Consider the following 15132-nt stretch of genomic DNA (forward strand, 5'->3'; position numbering starts at 1 on the left):
AACCACCGGCTTAGCCGGTGGTTATGATTTAAAGGGAAGATTTTTATTTTTCTTTTGCTATAATTAGATTGAGGTGTTAAATGGTTTATTTTATTATTTTACTTATTTTAATAATTCTTTTGCTTCCGCAAATTCATTACAGAAAGTCAAACAATTTAAGTCAAAATGAAGGCGTGAATTTAAAATGTGATTTAATTTTTAAAGATGAAGAGGTCAGTGACCAAAGACAAAACCGTCAAAAATTTGGAAATGTAAAAGACTTTTATGAGCTTCCAAACTGCAAGAGCCTTAAGGTTAAGTCCTATGATGATTTTATTCTTAGTGCTGCATTTTTCCCAGTGGAAAATCCCAAGGCTCTTGTGCAAATTATTCACGGAGCCTTGGAGCACAAGGAAAGGTATTTTCATCTAATTAAATTTTTAAATGAAAATAATTACAGCGTCTTTATATCTGACAACAGAGGTCACGGGGCATCTCTTTCTGACAAGTACACCTTCGGCTACATTGACGGTGTTGAAAAAGTTGTTGACGATAATGTTGCAATTACAAGGGCTCTTAAAGAGAAGTTTCCAGACAAAGAAATTTATTTAGTGGGACATTCCCTTGGCACAGTTTTTGGAAGAATTTATCTTGAAGAGGCAGATGATTTAATTGATAAGCTAGTCTTGTCTGGTCCACCAAATTATATTCCAGAAGTTTCCCTTGCAATTTTTATTGGAAATTTTATAAATTTTTATTTTGGTGAAGAGAGAACAGTTTTTATCCTAAAAAAATTATACACTGGCGATAAATTAAATTGGGACTGGTTAAGTTACAGCCAAGATAACATTGATGATGCAAAGAGAGATCCCCTAATGCCAAAAGTTTTTAAAAATCGCGGCTATCTTGCAGTCTTTGAAGGTGTAAGGGAACTCAACAATTTAAAAAACTTTAAGTGCAAGAATCCAAGTCTTCAAATTTTATTCCTTGCTGGTAAGGATGACGTGGTAATCGGCGGAGAAAGTGGCTTTGAAAGTTCAATTGATGCCCTAAAAAAAGTTGGCTACAAGAATATTCAAGCAAAGCTTTATGAAAATATGAAGCATGAAATTTTTAGAGAAGAGGACAGGGACAAGGTATTTAAAGACCTTGTGGACTTTTTTGACAACTGAATAGAAAAAATTTTTATAAGACAAAAAAAGCTGACGCAAAAAAAATCTGCATCAGCTTTTATTTATTTTCATGAAAAGTTTTAAACAAAAATTATTAATCAAAATTTAGATCTTCTGTGTCGTCGTTGTCATTCATAAAATAAACTAAGAGTTCATTGGCCTTGTCAAAGTCATCTTCAGAGACATAGATGCCCTTTTCGTAAAGAGAAAAACCAGAGATTAGCCTCATATAATCGCCTTCGTCTTTAACAAAATATGGGATGGAATTGTCCTCTAGGAAGGCACAGATTTCATCAAATAAAAGTTTATTAGTTGAAGTAACAAGTTTTACATATTCAATGTCTTTATTCATATTATCACCTGCTAAAATTATACCCTTAATTGAAGAAAAATAAATTAAAAAATTTAGCTGGGAAAAACACTTTAGGACTTTTATCTATTTAAAAAAAACAAATTTTATGATACTATTTCTATTATATAAAAAAAAAGGAGGAGCGTATGTCAAAACAAAATGAAGGATTTTCATCAATCCTTGGATTTATTATGGTTGCCATTGGCCTTGCCCTTGGAATAGGAACTCTTTGGAGATTCCCCTATGTAGTTGGCGAAAACGGTGGAGCAATTTTTATATTTTTATATATTTTAATTATTTTAGTAATAGGCATTCCTCTTATGACTTGTGAAGTCACAATTGGTTATGCAACGGGGAATGCGGCAATAGATGCCTACAAGACTTTAAAACCTGGTACTAAGTGGTATTTAGCAGGCTATCTTCATACTCTAGCAGCAGTTATTATTGTAGGTTATACTTCACTTATATATGCCTGGATAATAAAATACATTGCAGGAGCTATTAGCGGAGATTTCGTAGGACTTACAAGCGAGGGAATACAAAATTATTTTGATACTTTTAATGCCAATAAGCCAATGGTATTTTTATTTTTCTTAATTAACTTTTTGCTCAATGATGCAGTAATTATTTTAGGAGTTCAAAAGGGAATAGAAAGAGTATCAAAAATTTTAATTCCAATCTTATTTGTAATTATGATTGTAATAATTATTTTTGGACTTAGACTTCCTGGTGCCAAGGAGGGACTTGCATTTTTATTTAAACCAGACCCTTCTAAATTCTCCATGAATTCAATAATAACTTGTCTAGGTCAAGCCTTCTTTGCCCTTGGACTAGCTATGCTTGGCTCCATGGTTTTTGGTTCCTACATCAAGGAAAAAGATGAAAACATCTTTAAGGATTCATCAGTAATTTGCCTTGCCCTTGTCTTTGCAGGAATTTTATCTGGACTTATGATTCTTCCAATTGTATTTGCAACAGGGCTTACACCAGGAGAAGGCGTTGGACTTACATTCTTGACTCTTCCACTTGCCTTTAATGTTGTGCCTTTTGGCAGAATCCTTTCAGTTTTATTTTACTTTGGATTTTACATTGCAGCCTTTACATCATCAGTTGGAGTATTAGAAGCAATAGTAGGACAATTTATGGAAAGATTTAAACTTGAAAGAATAAAAGCTCTTATGCTTGCAAGCATAATAATAATTGCAATTGCAGCTTTATCTATTTTCTATGATCCAGCCTTTGCCTTTATTGACAATGTAGAAAGTAATTACATCTTAGTAATAGGATGTCTATTAATTGCACTTTTCTCTGCCAGAGCTTGGAAGATGGAAAATTTGCTAGAAGCAGCAAACATTAAAAGTCCTTTTGTAAGAACATGGATGAATGTAAGTATAAAATATATTTCACCAATCGTAATTGTGATAATATTCTTTAGTCAATTTATAAAATAGTTTGTAGAAAATAAAAATCGCCTGGTTTTAAAAGCCAAGCGATTTTTTTAATATGTAATTAAAAATAGGCAAGAAAAAAGACCCATCTGGGTCTCTTTTTCTTTCATTACATGTTCTTTGAATAGAATTCAACGATTAATTGGTCTTCAATTTCTATTGGAACATCTTCTCTATTTGGTAGAGAAACTAAAGTTGCCTTAAAGTCTTCGTCCTTAGAAATGTAAGGATAGTTTACAACAATATTAGTGTTGTAATTTTCTTTAAATAGATCAACTTTTCTTCCTTTAGCAGATAATGCAATTACATCGCCAGCTTCACATCTGTAAGAAGGAATATTAACTTTCTTTCCATTTACAGTTAAGTGACCATGAGTAACCATTTGTCTTGCTTGTCTAATTGAAGATGCATAGCCCATTCTGTAACATAAACTGTCAAGTCTTCTTTCAAGGAATGTTACAAGGTTAGGACCAGTTTGACCTGGTGTCCTTTGAGCTTCTTTGAATAGATTAACAAATTGTCTTTCAAGTACACCGTAGTATGCTCTTAATCTTTGTTTTTCTAAAAGTTGCTTACCATATTCAGTAAGTTTTTTATCGCTTCTTGCAGTACCTCTTGTAGCTCTTTTCATAGCCTTTGGGTGACCGCATACATTTAGTCCAAGTCTTCTTGATTGCTTGAACTTTGGATCCATCATTTTTGCCATTTTTATCAAACTCCTATAAATTTTCGCCGCGATAATTTATAAGCCGATAGCATTATACTAGAAATAGCAAGCTTTGTAAAGGAAAAAATTTAAAAGGAGAAATTTTTACAGTCCAACAGTTATAATTTGTTTAGGAAGTATTTATTTGATGAATTTTTTTTAATAAATTATGTTATACTAAAAACATTAAAATTATCTTTTAATTAATAATTAGGAGGATTTATGAGAAAAATTGGATTTGTGGATACAATTCTTCGTGATGCTCACCAATCACTTATGGCAACACGAATGACTTATAAAGATATGGAACCTGCACTTGATAAGCTTGACAAAGTTGGATACAGGGCTCTCGAGTGTTGGGGCGGTGCAACTTTTGACTCATGTATTAGATTCTTAAATGAAGATCCATGGGAAAGGATTAGAAATATTAAGTCTCACCTTAAAAACACAAAGACTCAAATGCTTTTGAGAGGTCAAAACCTTTTGGGCTACAAAAATTATCCAGACGATGTGGTAGAAAAGTTCGTCGAATTATCTGTTAAAAACGGAGTTGACATAATTAGAATTTTTGATGCCCTAAATGATTTAAGAAACATTGAAACTTCACTTAGAGCTGCAAAAAAAGCTGGAGCAGAAGCACAAGTTGCAATTTGCTACACAACTTCAGAAGTTCACACAATCGAATACTTTACTGATCTTGCAAAAAAAGTTCAGGATATGGGCGCAGATTCAATTGCTATAAAGGACATGGCAGGAATTCTTACTCCACCTGTTTCAAGAGATTTAGTTAGGTCTCTTAGAAAGGCTGTAGACATTCCAATAGAACTTCACACTCACGAAACCACTGGCTGCGGTTCAATGACTTACCTCAAGGGAGTTGAGGAAGGCGCAGATATTTTAGACACTGCTCTTTCACCATTTTCTGGTGGAACAAGTCAACCTCCAACTGAAACTCTTGCCATAATCTTAAAGGAAGCTGGTTATAAAGTTGATTTGAATCTTGATATTTTAAATGAACTTGCACCTTACTTCCAAGAAGTTAAAAATAAATATTTAAACGACGGAACTTTGAGAGTAAAAATGCTTACTGTTGACCCTAAGGGACTTATATATCAAGTGCCTGGCGGCATGCTTTCAAACTTAAACTCACAACTTTCTGCTGCAAAGCAAGAGCATCTCTTTGATAAGGTTCTTGCAGAAGTGCCAAATGTTAGAAGAGACATGGGATTCCCACCACTAGTTACTCCAATGAGTCAAATGGTTGGTACTCAAGCCTCCTTTAATGTAATGACAGGCGCAAGATACAAGATGGTTCCAAATGAAATTAAGGATTACCTAAAGGGACTTTATGGAAAGACTCCTGTTGAAGTTGACGATGCTTTTAGAAAATCAATTATAGGCGATGCTGAAGTGATTAAAGATAGACCTGCAAATCACCTTGAGCCAGCCCTTGATAAATACAGAGCTGAAGTGGGAGACCTTGCAAGGACTGAAGAAGATGTGCTAACTTACGCACTATTCCCACAAGTTGCAAAGGACTTCTTAGTTAAAAAATATAACAAATAAATTTTTATACTATTGAAGATTATATGTCTTCAATAGTATTTTTTTGCAAATAAAAAATTTTTGTTGTATATTATTTTTTGTAACAAAAGATAAATGGAAAGGATGATAAAATGGAATACAAAGATTTTCGAGTTAATGATTATATAGAAAAATACGCAGAATTAATTTTAAAAGTTGGACTAAAAATAAAAGAGGGCGACAGACTTGTCATAAGATGCCCCATAGAAGCAAGGGACTTTGCCCTTACATCAACAAAAAAAGCCTATGAACTTGGAGCCTCTGAAGTAGTTGTAGATTATAGGGACCAAGAAATTTCAAGACTTAAATACGAAAATGAAAGCCTGGAAATTTTAACCGATGTGCCTAAGCACAAGGTGGACAAGGAAAATTACTACATGGAAAAGAAGGCTAAGTATCTTTCTGTAACAGGGTCTGATCCAGATGCCTTTAAGGGCGTAGATTCTGAAAAACTTTTTAAGGCAAATCTTGCAACATCAAAGGCACTAAAGGATTTCTCTGCAAAGATGATGGCAAATTATGTGTCATGGATAGTTGTGGGAGCCAGTATTCCTTCCTGGGCTACAAAAGTTTTTCCTGACTTAAGTGAAGATGAAGCTGTGAGAAAATTGTGGTACGAAATCTTTTCTTCAGTTAGACTTTTTGAAGATGACCCAGAAAAGGCACTTGAAGACCATGTAAACAACTTAAATAGATATAGCAAATTCTTAAACGAAAATAAATTTGAAAAGCTTCACTACAAGTCCGAAAAGGGAACTGACTTAAAAGTTTGCCTTCCAAAGGGATACATCTTTGCAGGAGCAGGCGATGTAAATAGTGACGGCGAAGAATTTATTGCCAATATGCCAAGCGAAGAAGTTTTTTCTGCCCCAAGACTAGATGGAGTAAATGGAAAAGTTTATTCAACTATGCCCCTAAATTACAACGGCAATTTAATTGAAGACTTCTATTTAGTTTTTAAAGATGGGGAAGTAATTGACTACGATGCAAAAAGTGGAAAAGAATATTTAAAAAATATTATTGAAACTGATGAAGGCTCAAAGAGACTTGGAGAAGTTGCCCTTGTGTCCCACAACACGCCAATTTCCATGAGGAAAGTTTTATTTTACAACACACTTTACGATGAAAATGCATCTTGCCACTTTGCCCTTGGCAAATCCTATCCATCCTGCATAGAAGGTGGAGAAAAACTTACAATAGAAGAATTAAAAGAAAGAGGCATGAACGATTCCTTAACTCATGTTGACTTTATGGTTGGCGATGCAAGGACAGAAATAATTGGCATAAAAGAAAATGGGGAAGAAGTCCAAATTTTTAAAGATGGAAACTTTGTAATTTAATAAATTTTTTAAAGTCAGACTTAGGTCTGGCTTTTTATTTTGCAAACGATTGATTAAAGGGATTAAAATTCTTATAATATAATTAAGAATAATATTATGAGATTTTTAAAATAGATGAGGAGGAATTATGTACTCTTGTACAAAAACTTGCACCTTGACTGGACTTAATGGCTATCCAGTAGATGTTGAAGTTGACCTTTCAAATGGAATGCCAAAAATTATACTGGTTGGACTTGCAGACACAGCAGTTAAAGAATCAACGGAGAGAGTAAAATCGGCTATAAAAAATTCTGGCTTTGACTTTCCAAAAAAGAGAATTACCATAAATTTAGCTCCTGCCAATTTAAGAAAGGATGGCACCCAACTTGACCTAGCCATAGCAGTGAGCCTTTTGAGCTGCGATGAAAGTTTGGAGCTTGACTACAGTCCCTATACATATATGGGCGAGCTTGCCCTAGACGGCAAGGTAAATAAAATTCAAGGCGCTCTTCCCATGGTAATATCCATGCGTGAAAAGGGCTACAGAAAGTTTATTGTGCCCTACGAAAACCGAAAGGAATGTGCCATAGTTAGCGATGTGGAAATTTATCCCGTAAAAACTTTAGAAGAAGTGATTTCTTTTATAAGAGGCGAAATTCAAATCGAAAGATGTATGGGATCTTTCACCAGGGAAAAGGTTTCTTATGATGTAGACTTCTCTGACATTAAGGGACAGGAAAATTTAAAGAGGGCTCTTGAAATTTCTGCCTGCGCCAAGTCAAATATTTTAATTTTAGGCTCACCTGGTTCTGGAAAGACCATGGCGGCAAAGAGATTTCCAACAATCCTACCAGAGCTTGACTTTGAAGAAGCAATTGAAGTGACAAAAATTTATTCCATTTCAGGACTCTTAGACGACAATGCTCTAATAACAAAGCCACCCTTTAGGGCACCCCATCACACAGCATCAGCTGTTTCACTAATTGGCGGAGGGCAAATACCAAAGCCAGGAGAAATTTCTCTTGCCAATAAGGGAGTATTATTTTTAGACGAGCTGCCAGAATTTTCAAAATCAGTCTTAGAAGTTTTGCGTCAACCCATGGAATCCAAGGATATAATAATTTCTCGTGCCAATGCAAGTGTAAGGTATCCTGCAGACTTCCAACTTATAGTTGCCCTTAATCCCTGCCCATGTGGCTATCACAATTCGAAGACTCACGAATGTAACTGCTCTCCTTATGAAATTCAAAGATATCTTTCAAGAATTTCTCATCCCCTTTTAGATAGAATCGACATTCACTTGGAAGTGCCTGAAGTTAACTACAAGGAAATTTCTTCTGAAAGGTCTGGGGAAAGCTCTGAAGTCATAAGGGAAAGGGTAAAAGCCATTAGGGAAGTTCAAAAGGATAGATTTAAGGATGAAATTTTTAAATACAATTCAGAAATTCCTGAGAAAAAATTAAAAAAATATTGTGCTCTTGATTCGAATTCTGAAAAAATATTGGAGCTTGCCTTTAGAAAATATGGCATGAGCGCAAGAACTTACAATAAAATTTTAAAAATCGCAAGGACTATTGCAGATATGGATGGCTGCGAAAATATTAAAGAAGATCATGTATTGGAAAGTATTCAATACAGGACTATGGACAAAAAGTTTTGGGGTAATTAAATGAAGGAAAGAGACTTACTAATTTTTTTAAATGGAATAAATTTTTCCAGTGAAAACTCCCTTAAAATTTTAAATTATCTTTTGGACAAAAATATTCCCCTTGAAGACTTTTCTCAGGTCGATTATTTGGAAGAAAATATCTTGTCAAAGAGAAGTTACGACAGGTTGATGGAAAAGGCAGGAGATTTTCAACTTATAATTGAAAAGATCAATGAAAAAATCACTTCAATTGGAGTTAAAATCCTTACGATTTTAGATGATGACTACCCAGAGTCCCTTAGATACATTGAGGACCCGCCTTCTCTCTTGTATGTCAAAGGCGACTTAAATATTTACAATCCCATTGCCTTTGTTGGGGCCAGGAGTCACTCTTCCTATGGCAATATGGCTGTAAATAAAATAATTGACGCCATAAGTTCCTTTGACTTTACTATTGTCAGTGGCATGGCCTATGGAATTGATTCTCTTTCCCACAAGAGGGCTCTTTTTAATAATTTAAACACAATTGCAGTTTTGGGAACGGGCATTGATGTAATTTATCCTAAGTCAAACAAGGCACTCTATGAAGAAATTTCAAATAAGGGCGCCATCATAAGTGAGTTTCCCCTTGGGACTGGTGCAAATAAGTTTACTTTTCCCATGAGAAATAGAATTATTTCTGGGCTTTCGAAGGTCGTTGTAGTAGTTGAAGCTAAAGACAAAAGCGGAAGTTTAATTACAGCAAGACTTGCTGCCGAACAGGGCAAGGAAGTTTTTGCAGTGCCTGGCAACATCACTTCAATTTATTCTGTGGGGACTAACAAATTAATTAGGGACGGAGCAATTCCTCTTGTTGAAGTAAAGGATATTTTTGATTATTATCCTGAGCTTTCTAAAAACAAAGTTTCTGAAGAGAAAATTCAAATGAATGGAGAGGAACTTTTGGTCTACAATTTGATAGAAAAGGGAATAAATAACACCAATGATATTTGCAATAATTTAAATAATGAGGTATTTTATATAAATAAGATACTGACGAAGTTGGAACTTAAGGGAATTATTGAAAGAATTTCTATGAATGAATTTCAAATTTTAAAATAGATTTTAGGAAGAAGGAGATGGTATTTTGGCAAAAAATCTTGTGATTGTGGAGTCGCCAACTAAGGCTAAGACAATAAAAAAGATGCTTGGCACTAATTACAATGTAATTGCTTCTGTTGGTCATGTTAGGGACCTACCAAAATCAAAACTTGGCATTGATATAGAAAAAGATTTTGAACCCCAGTATATGAATATATATGGCAAGGGACCTCTTATAAACGAGATTAAGGCTGAGGCTAAAAAAGCTGACAAAATTATTCTTGCAACCGACCCCGATAGGGAGGGAGAGGCAATTTCTTGGCACCTTTCATATATTTTGGGCATGGATCCAGAGGATAAAAACAGAGTTACTTTTAACGAAATTACAAAAGATACAGTTAAGAGAGAAATTAAAAATCCAAGGACAATTGATATGGACCTTGTAGATGCACAACAAGCCAGGCGTGAGCTAGATAGGCTTGCTGGCTACAAAATTTCTCCACTTTTATGGAAAAAAGTTAAGTCTGGTCTTTCTGCTGGTCGTGTTCAATCTGCTGTCTTAAAATTAATTTGCGACAGAGAAGAAGAGATAAATAATTTTATCCCTGAAGAGTATTGGACTATCCAAGCAGATCTCCGTGCAGGAAGGCGAAAACTTTTAGCCGATTATTATGGCGTAAAGGAAAAGGGCAAGGCAAAAAAAGTTGAACTAAAGTCAGAGGCAGACGCTGATGAGGTTTTAAATAATATTGACAGAGATAAATTTCTTGTTGATTCTGTTAAAAAAGGCAAGAGAGCTAGAAAGTCTCCTTTACCTTTTACAACTTCAACTATGCAACAAGAAGCTTCAAGGAGAATAAATTTTTCAACAAAGAAGACTATGATGGTTGCTCAAAGTCTTTACGAAGGCATAAAACTTCCAAAGGTAGGCTCTGTGGGTCTTATCACCTATATGAGAACTGACTCTACAAGAATTTCTGCTGAAGCGCAAAATGCCTGCCTCAATTTTATAGAAAAAAGTTACGGCAAAAATTTTATAGGAAAGAAAAAAGCAGCCAGCAAAAAGAAAAATGAAGGCGTGCAAGATGCTCACGAATCCATTAGACCAACAGATGTTACAAGAACTCCACATTCAATAAAGGATTCACTTTCAAGAGATGAGTTCAAGCTCTACTCACTTATATGGAATAGATTTGTGGCATCTCTTATGGCAGATGCAATTTATGACACAATTTCTGCTGACATAATATCTAAGACTGAACTTTTTAGAGTTTCAGGCTCCATGCTAGCCTTTGATGGATTTTTAAGAGTTTATGATTATTCAAATGAAAAAAATACTGAACTTCCACCTCTTAAAGAGGGACAAATTTTAAAATTAAAGGAAATAAATAAGGAACAACACTTTACAAATCCACCTCCAAGATACAACGAAGCTTCACTTATTAAAGAGCTTGAAGCCTTGGGCGTTGGAAGGCCTTCCACTTATGCACCAACTATTTCAACTCTTCAAAGCAGGTACTATGTAGTTCTTGAAGAGAAAAAATTTGTTCCAACTGAACTGGGACAAACTGTAAATGAAATTTTAGTGGAAAATTTTGACAACTTAGTTGACAAAAAATTTACTGCCCAAATGGAATTTGAATTAGATGAAATTGCTGCAGGCAAAAAACCATGGAAGGAACTTGTGAGAGCTTTTTATGGAGACCTCAAGAAAGATTTGGACAAGGCCTATGAAAATATAGAAAAGGTTCAAATAGAAGATCCAGTTACTGATGTCATCTGCGACAAGTGTGGCAGAAACATGGTTATAAAAATGGGAAGATATGGAAAGTTTTTAGCTTGTCCAGGTTTTCCAGAATGTAGAAATACAAAGCCTCTTGTAGAAAAAATTGGCGTAAAATGTCCAAAGTGTGGCAAGGGAGAAATTGTCGTCAAGAGAAGTAAAAAGGGCAGAATTTTTTACGGCTGCGACTCCTATCCTAAGTGCGAATTTGTTTCTTGGAACAAGCCAATTAATGAAAAATGCCCAAAGTGCGAAAGCATTTTGACAGAAATGAAGTCAAAAGGCAAAAAAATTATAAAGTGTAGCAACGACAAATGCGATTACAGGAGAGAGGAAAGTGAATAAATTTTCTTTTGAAATGAGAGATATTTTCGGCGAAAATTATTGCCGAAAGAATTTTATAGCTCCTGCTAGAGAAGAAGACGACAGCGTGGTCTTCTACTCTTTACATATTGATGAGATTTTAAAATATAATCTCGAGGATAGATTAGAGAAAAAAGTAATCTTAGAAAAAGCTTCTAAAGAAAAAATTTTAGAAGAATTAGATAAAATTTATAAGGATGAGGAAAATGATTTTCTCTTAGATGACATAGACACAAATTATGGGGAATTATTAATTAGTGAAAAGGGCGAAAGGGAAGACTCACCAGCAGTTAGACTTTTAGACTACATTTTAAGGGAAAGTATCGTGAAAAATGCCAGCGACATCCACATAGAGCCTGGCTTTCAAAAGGTTATTGTGAGAATAAGAATTGACGGAGCTCTAAATAAATTAATTGAGCTTCCAAAAAATATTTATCCTCAACTTGTGACCAGAATAAAAATTTTATCTGAACTGGATATTTCTGAAAAGAGACTTCCTCAAGATGGAAGATTTAGCTTTGATTTTAATGGCGACAAAATTGACATAAGAGTTGCTACTACGCCCACTGGAACTGGCGAAAAAATTGTCCTTAGAATTTTAGACATTCAAAGAATTTCCTACACTCCAGAGGGCATAGGTCTTGTGGGTGAAAATTATGAAAAAGTCATGAGTTTAATTAGCCAACCATCTGGCTTAATTCTTATTTGTGGACCAACTTCTTCAGGCAAGACTTCAACTCTTTATACACTTTTAAGAAAAATTCAAAGTGACGACATAAATATTATGACCATTGAAGATCCAATTGAATATAAAATTGACGGCATTAATCAAATTGAAGTAAATCCCAACACTGGTCTTTCCTTTGAAAAGGGATTAAAGGCAATTTTGAGAATGGACCCAGATAAGATTATGATTGGTGAAATTAGAAATGAAGACACAGCCCACATTGCCATTTCATCTTCTATTACTGGGCACTTAGTTTTATCAACTCTACATACAGAATCTTCACCTGCATCAATAGGAAGACTAATTGACATGGGAATCGAACCCTATTTAATTTCTGCTGGCTTGATTGGAGTAATTTCTCAAAGGCTTATAAGAAAATTATGTCCTCATTGTAGGGAAAAAATTAAAAACACAAACCCACTAATAGATAGGGAGTTTATTTATAGAGCCAAAGGCTGTGACAAGTGCAATGGGGGTTACAGTGGAAGAATTGCAGTATTTGAAATTATGATTGTAAATAGCGAAATACGCGACATGATTACGAGAAGAGAGAGCGTAAAAAACATAAAGAACTTTGCCATTGAAAGAGGAATGAAGACTTTATCTAATGAAATTTTAAACTTAATAGAAAAGGGCGAGACCACTTTTGAGGAGTACTATAAGAATATTCATACCGTTGGTGAATTATGATTTACAAGTATAAGGCCTTTAAGGGCAGCGAAAAAGTAAAGGGCAAGCTTGAAGCCACAAGCATTAAAGATGCCAAGGAAAAATTAAAGAGAGAGGGACTAAGACCAATAAAGATTGAAGAAAATATTGAGTCCTCTAATTCCTTTGATTTTAATAGAAAATTTAAAAATGAAGATTTGTATATTTTGTTTAGAGAACTCAGCCTACTTATAAATTCTGGCATAAATATAGAAAGTGCCTTTGAAATTTTAAGTACGGAATTTCCTAAGGACAAGGGCAAAATATTAAGCCAGGTGAGAGATAATCTCAGGAGCGGGATTTCTCTGTCCGAATCCATGAAAAAGACTCGTGCCTTTCCAAACCTTGTTATAAATATGGTCTTTGTTGGAGAAAACACATCTAGCCTTGGCAAAATTTTTAACTCCCTGTCAAACTATTACATAAAAAAGAGGGAGACAAACTCAAAAATCATTGAGGCCCTAGCTTATCCAATAATTCTCCTCATCACTTCAATTTTTGTAATTAATTTTTTAATTATAAATGTAATTCCAAGTTTTAGTGAAATTTTTGCTTCCAATGACAATTTGCTGCCATTGCCAACAAGAATCTTGATAAATTTTTCTAACTTTATCTATAAAAATTATATTTTCATAATTTTAGCAATACTTCTTGTGATAGCCATTATTTCTATTTACCACAGAAAAAATCCAAGGACTTTTCACAAGATACTCTTGAAATCAAAGTATTACAAGATGACTAAAAGTTTGAAATTTACTTTTAACATGGACCTACTCCTTGGGGCAGGCCTCACAGTTGATAAGAGTCTGGAAATAATTTCAAGTATGGAAGACAATGTGGTTTTAAAGAGTAAATTTTTAGAAGTTTTAAGGGATATTAAGTCGGGAGACTCCTTTTATATAAGCATAAATAAAATAAATGTATTTCCAAAAATTTTAGTTTCCATGATTCGCGTTGGCGAAGAATCGTCAAACCTAAAGGAAGTCTTTTCAATAATGTCTTCTTTTTATGACGAGGAATTAAATAACTACAACAAGAGATTTTTGGGAGTCTTGGGCCCGATTTTAATAATAATTATGGCTTTAATAATTGGCTTTATAGTGCTTTCAATTGCACTTCCAGTTTTCGATATGGTAAATCAATTTTAGGAGGTTTTTATGAAATTAAAAAAGAGACAAAGGGGCTTTACCCTTATTGAATTAGTTATTGTAATTGCCATTATTGCAATTTTAATTTCCATTGCAGCTATGAAGTACAGCACGACGAACCTAGCAGCTGAGGCAGCTGCCCACAATTCTAATGTTAAAGTTTTAAAGAGTGCAGGGATTTTATATTTAATTGACAATCCTGATGAAAAGGGAACAATAAGTGTAGACAAGTTGGCTCCTTATCTTGAAGGAGGAAAAATTCCTAAACCTGCAAAACACTTTAGTGGTGCAAGTGATTTTACAGTAACTTCAACTGACGACGGCGATGTGGAAGTTACACCAGGAATGTTAAAAGTTTCAGGAAAATCTTTAGTTGAAGATAATGGAAATTAAGATTTATAAAATTTTTATAGGCTTTTTGATTTTTATGCTGGGAGGATCTTTGGCATCCTTCTATGGTGTCTTCGTCAGCAGAAGAGAAAAAAATGAAAATTTTTTATGGGGGAGAAGTCACTGCGACTCCTGCCATAGGAATTTAAAGTTTTATGAATTAATACCAGTCTTTTCTTATATTTTTCTCGGAGGAAAGTGCAAAACTTGTGGAGAAAAAATAGGATCAGACAAATTTTTGGCAGAAATTTTTATTTCTATCCTCTCAGTCTTTGCTTTTTTAAAATATGACTTGTCCATCCAAAGTTTTTTAGTCATTGGAATAATTACAGTGGCAACTTTTATAGGAATAATAGATTACAAGACTGGGTTTATCTATAACCTAGACCTTTTTATAATTTTAATTTTTACAATAATTTTTAAATTATCTCAAGGAGAAAGTATTTTTAACTCACTAAAATTTTCCCTGGGCATGGGTCTGATTTTTTATATCTTATACAAATTTACAGGCATGATGGGCCTCGGAGATGTGCTCTATGCCTTTGTCATGGGAATTTTTGCAAATAATTTATTAGATGCCTTTGTTATATTTAAAGATGCCTTTGTAATTGCAGCAATTTTTTCTATAATTTTAATTTCCTTAAAGAAGAAGAATTTTAAAGATTCAATTGCCTTTGGACCCTTTATTAGCATAGCAATTATTATTTTCATATTGTACAGGTGAA

At 34.2% G+C, this 15132-nt stretch carries 13 protein-coding genes; 11 read left to right on the forward strand and 2 right to left on the reverse strand.

Going from position 1 to position 15132, the window contains the following annotated elements; genetic code table 11:
- The first annotated feature begins 80 nt into the window (after positions 1-80).
- Positions 81-1151, forward strand: a complete 1071-nt coding sequence (locus HMPREF2801_RS00265) for an alpha/beta fold hydrolase (RefSeq protein WP_070609907.1) — start codon at positions 81-83, stop codon at positions 1149-1151.
- A 94-nt stretch (positions 1152-1245) separates the two neighbouring features.
- Here the strand turns inward: HMPREF2801_RS00265 and HMPREF2801_RS00270 are convergent, their stop codons facing one another.
- Entirely contained in the window at positions 1246-1503 is a 258-nt protein-coding gene (locus tag HMPREF2801_RS00270) for a putative signal transducing protein (RefSeq protein ID WP_019124740.1), read from the reverse strand.
- Between the two features lie 146 nt (positions 1504-1649).
- Between HMPREF2801_RS00270 and HMPREF2801_RS00275 the strand changes: the two genes are divergently transcribed.
- Positions 1650-2954, forward strand: coding sequence for a sodium-dependent transporter (locus tag HMPREF2801_RS00275; protein WP_070609909.1), 1305 nt, complete (start codon positions 1650-1652; stop codon positions 2952-2954).
- A 106-nt stretch (positions 2955-3060) separates the two neighbouring features.
- On the opposite strand, the gene rpsD is transcribed toward HMPREF2801_RS00275, so the two are convergent.
- Positions 3061-3657 carry a 30S ribosomal protein S4 gene (gene rpsD / locus HMPREF2801_RS00280; protein ID WP_019124738.1) on the reverse strand — a complete coding sequence of 199 codons (597 nt, stop codon included), beginning with the start codon at positions 3655-3657 and terminating at the stop codon, positions 3061-3063.
- A 222-nt stretch (positions 3658-3879) separates the two neighbouring features.
- Between rpsD and HMPREF2801_RS00285 the strand changes: the two genes are divergently transcribed.
- The 9 genes from HMPREF2801_RS00285 (at position 3880) to HMPREF2801_RS00325 (ending at position 15131) form a co-directional block, all read left to right on the forward strand.
- The gene (locus HMPREF2801_RS00285) at positions 3880-5223 is read left to right on the forward strand and encodes an oxaloacetate decarboxylase subunit alpha (RefSeq protein WP_070609911.1); all 1344 of its coding nucleotides are present in this window, start codon (positions 3880-3882) and stop codon (positions 5221-5223) included.
- A gap of 110 nt (positions 5224-5333) precedes the next feature.
- Positions 5334-6581, forward strand: a complete 1248-nt coding sequence (locus HMPREF2801_RS00290; protein ID WP_070609913.1) for an aminopeptidase — start codon at positions 5334-5336, stop codon at positions 6579-6581.
- 127 nt (positions 6582-6708) lie between these two features.
- Positions 6709-8229 (forward strand): YifB family Mg chelatase-like AAA ATPase, encoded by a 1521-nt coding sequence (locus tag HMPREF2801_RS00295; protein WP_070609915.1) that lies wholly within the window; start codon positions 6709-6711, stop codon positions 8227-8229.
- The gene (gene dprA, locus HMPREF2801_RS00300; protein ID WP_070609917.1) at positions 8230-9309 is read left to right on the forward strand and encodes a DNA-processing protein DprA; all 1080 of its coding nucleotides are present in this window, start codon (positions 8230-8232) and stop codon (positions 9307-9309) included. It abuts the gene before it with no gap.
- A gap of 25 nt (positions 9310-9334) precedes the next feature.
- Positions 9335-11416: a type I DNA topoisomerase gene (topA, locus tag HMPREF2801_RS00305; RefSeq protein WP_070609919.1), complete on the forward strand. Its 2082-nt coding sequence runs from the start codon at positions 9335-9337 to the stop codon at positions 11414-11416.
- The gene (locus HMPREF2801_RS00310; RefSeq protein ID WP_070609921.1) at positions 11409-12851 is read left to right on the forward strand and encodes a GspE/PulE family protein; all 1443 of its coding nucleotides are present in this window, start codon (positions 11409-11411) and stop codon (positions 12849-12851) included. Before topA ends, HMPREF2801_RS00310 begins: the two co-directional genes overlap by 8 nt.
- The gene (locus HMPREF2801_RS00315) at positions 12848-14017 is read left to right on the forward strand and encodes a type II secretion system F family protein (protein WP_070609922.1); all 1170 of its coding nucleotides are present in this window, start codon (positions 12848-12850) and stop codon (positions 14015-14017) included. The genes HMPREF2801_RS00310 and HMPREF2801_RS00315 overlap by 4 nt, the downstream gene beginning before the upstream one ends.
- A 9-nt stretch (positions 14018-14026) precedes the next feature.
- The gene (locus HMPREF2801_RS00320) at positions 14027-14410 is read left to right on the forward strand and encodes a prepilin-type N-terminal cleavage/methylation domain-containing protein (RefSeq protein WP_070609924.1); all 384 of its coding nucleotides are present in this window, start codon (positions 14027-14029) and stop codon (positions 14408-14410) included.
- 49 nt (positions 14411-14459) lie between these two features.
- Complete coding sequence (locus HMPREF2801_RS00325; RefSeq protein WP_246829948.1) at positions 14460-15131, forward strand: prepilin peptidase; 672 nt, start codon at positions 14460-14462, stop codon at positions 15129-15131.
- The last annotated feature ends 1 nt before the right edge of the window (position 15132 follow it).

It is taken from the genome of Peptoniphilus sp. HMSC062D09 (genome assembly GCF_001811425.1).
Lineage (GTDB): Bacteria > Bacillota > Clostridia > Tissierellales > Peptoniphilaceae > Peptoniphilus_A.

What these genes read in the sequence shown, in the direction of transcription:
- HMPREF2801_RS00265 (WP_070609907.1), top strand. Translation starts at nt 81, where the DNA reads ATGGTTTATTTTATTATTTTACTTATTTTAATAATTCTTTTGCTTCCG.
- HMPREF2801_RS00270 (WP_019124740.1), bottom strand. Translation starts at nt 1,503, where the DNA reads ATGAATAAAGACATTGAATATGTAAAACTTGTTACTTCAACTAATAAA.
- HMPREF2801_RS00275 (WP_070609909.1), top strand. Translation starts at nt 1,650, where the DNA reads ATGTCAAAACAAAATGAAGGATTTTCATCAATCCTTGGATTTATTATG.
- rpsD (WP_019124738.1), bottom strand. Translation starts at nt 3,657, where the DNA reads ATGGCAAAAATGATGGATCCAAAGTTCAAGCAATCAAGAAGACTTGGA.
- HMPREF2801_RS00285 (WP_070609911.1), top strand. Translation starts at nt 3,880, where the DNA reads ATGAGAAAAATTGGATTTGTGGATACAATTCTTCGTGATGCTCACCAA.
- HMPREF2801_RS00290 (WP_070609913.1), top strand. Translation starts at nt 5,334, where the DNA reads ATGGAATACAAAGATTTTCGAGTTAATGATTATATAGAAAAATACGCA.
- HMPREF2801_RS00295 (WP_070609915.1), top strand. Translation starts at nt 6,709, where the DNA reads ATGTACTCTTGTACAAAAACTTGCACCTTGACTGGACTTAATGGCTAT.
- dprA (WP_070609917.1), top strand. Translation starts at nt 8,230, where the DNA reads ATGAAGGAAAGAGACTTACTAATTTTTTTAAATGGAATAAATTTTTCC.
- HMPREF2801_RS00315 (WP_070609922.1), top strand. Translation starts at nt 12,848, where the DNA reads ATGATTTACAAGTATAAGGCCTTTAAGGGCAGCGAAAAAGTAAAGGGC.
- HMPREF2801_RS00320 (WP_070609924.1), top strand. Translation starts at nt 14,027, where the DNA reads ATGAAATTAAAAAAGAGACAAAGGGGCTTTACCCTTATTGAATTAGTT.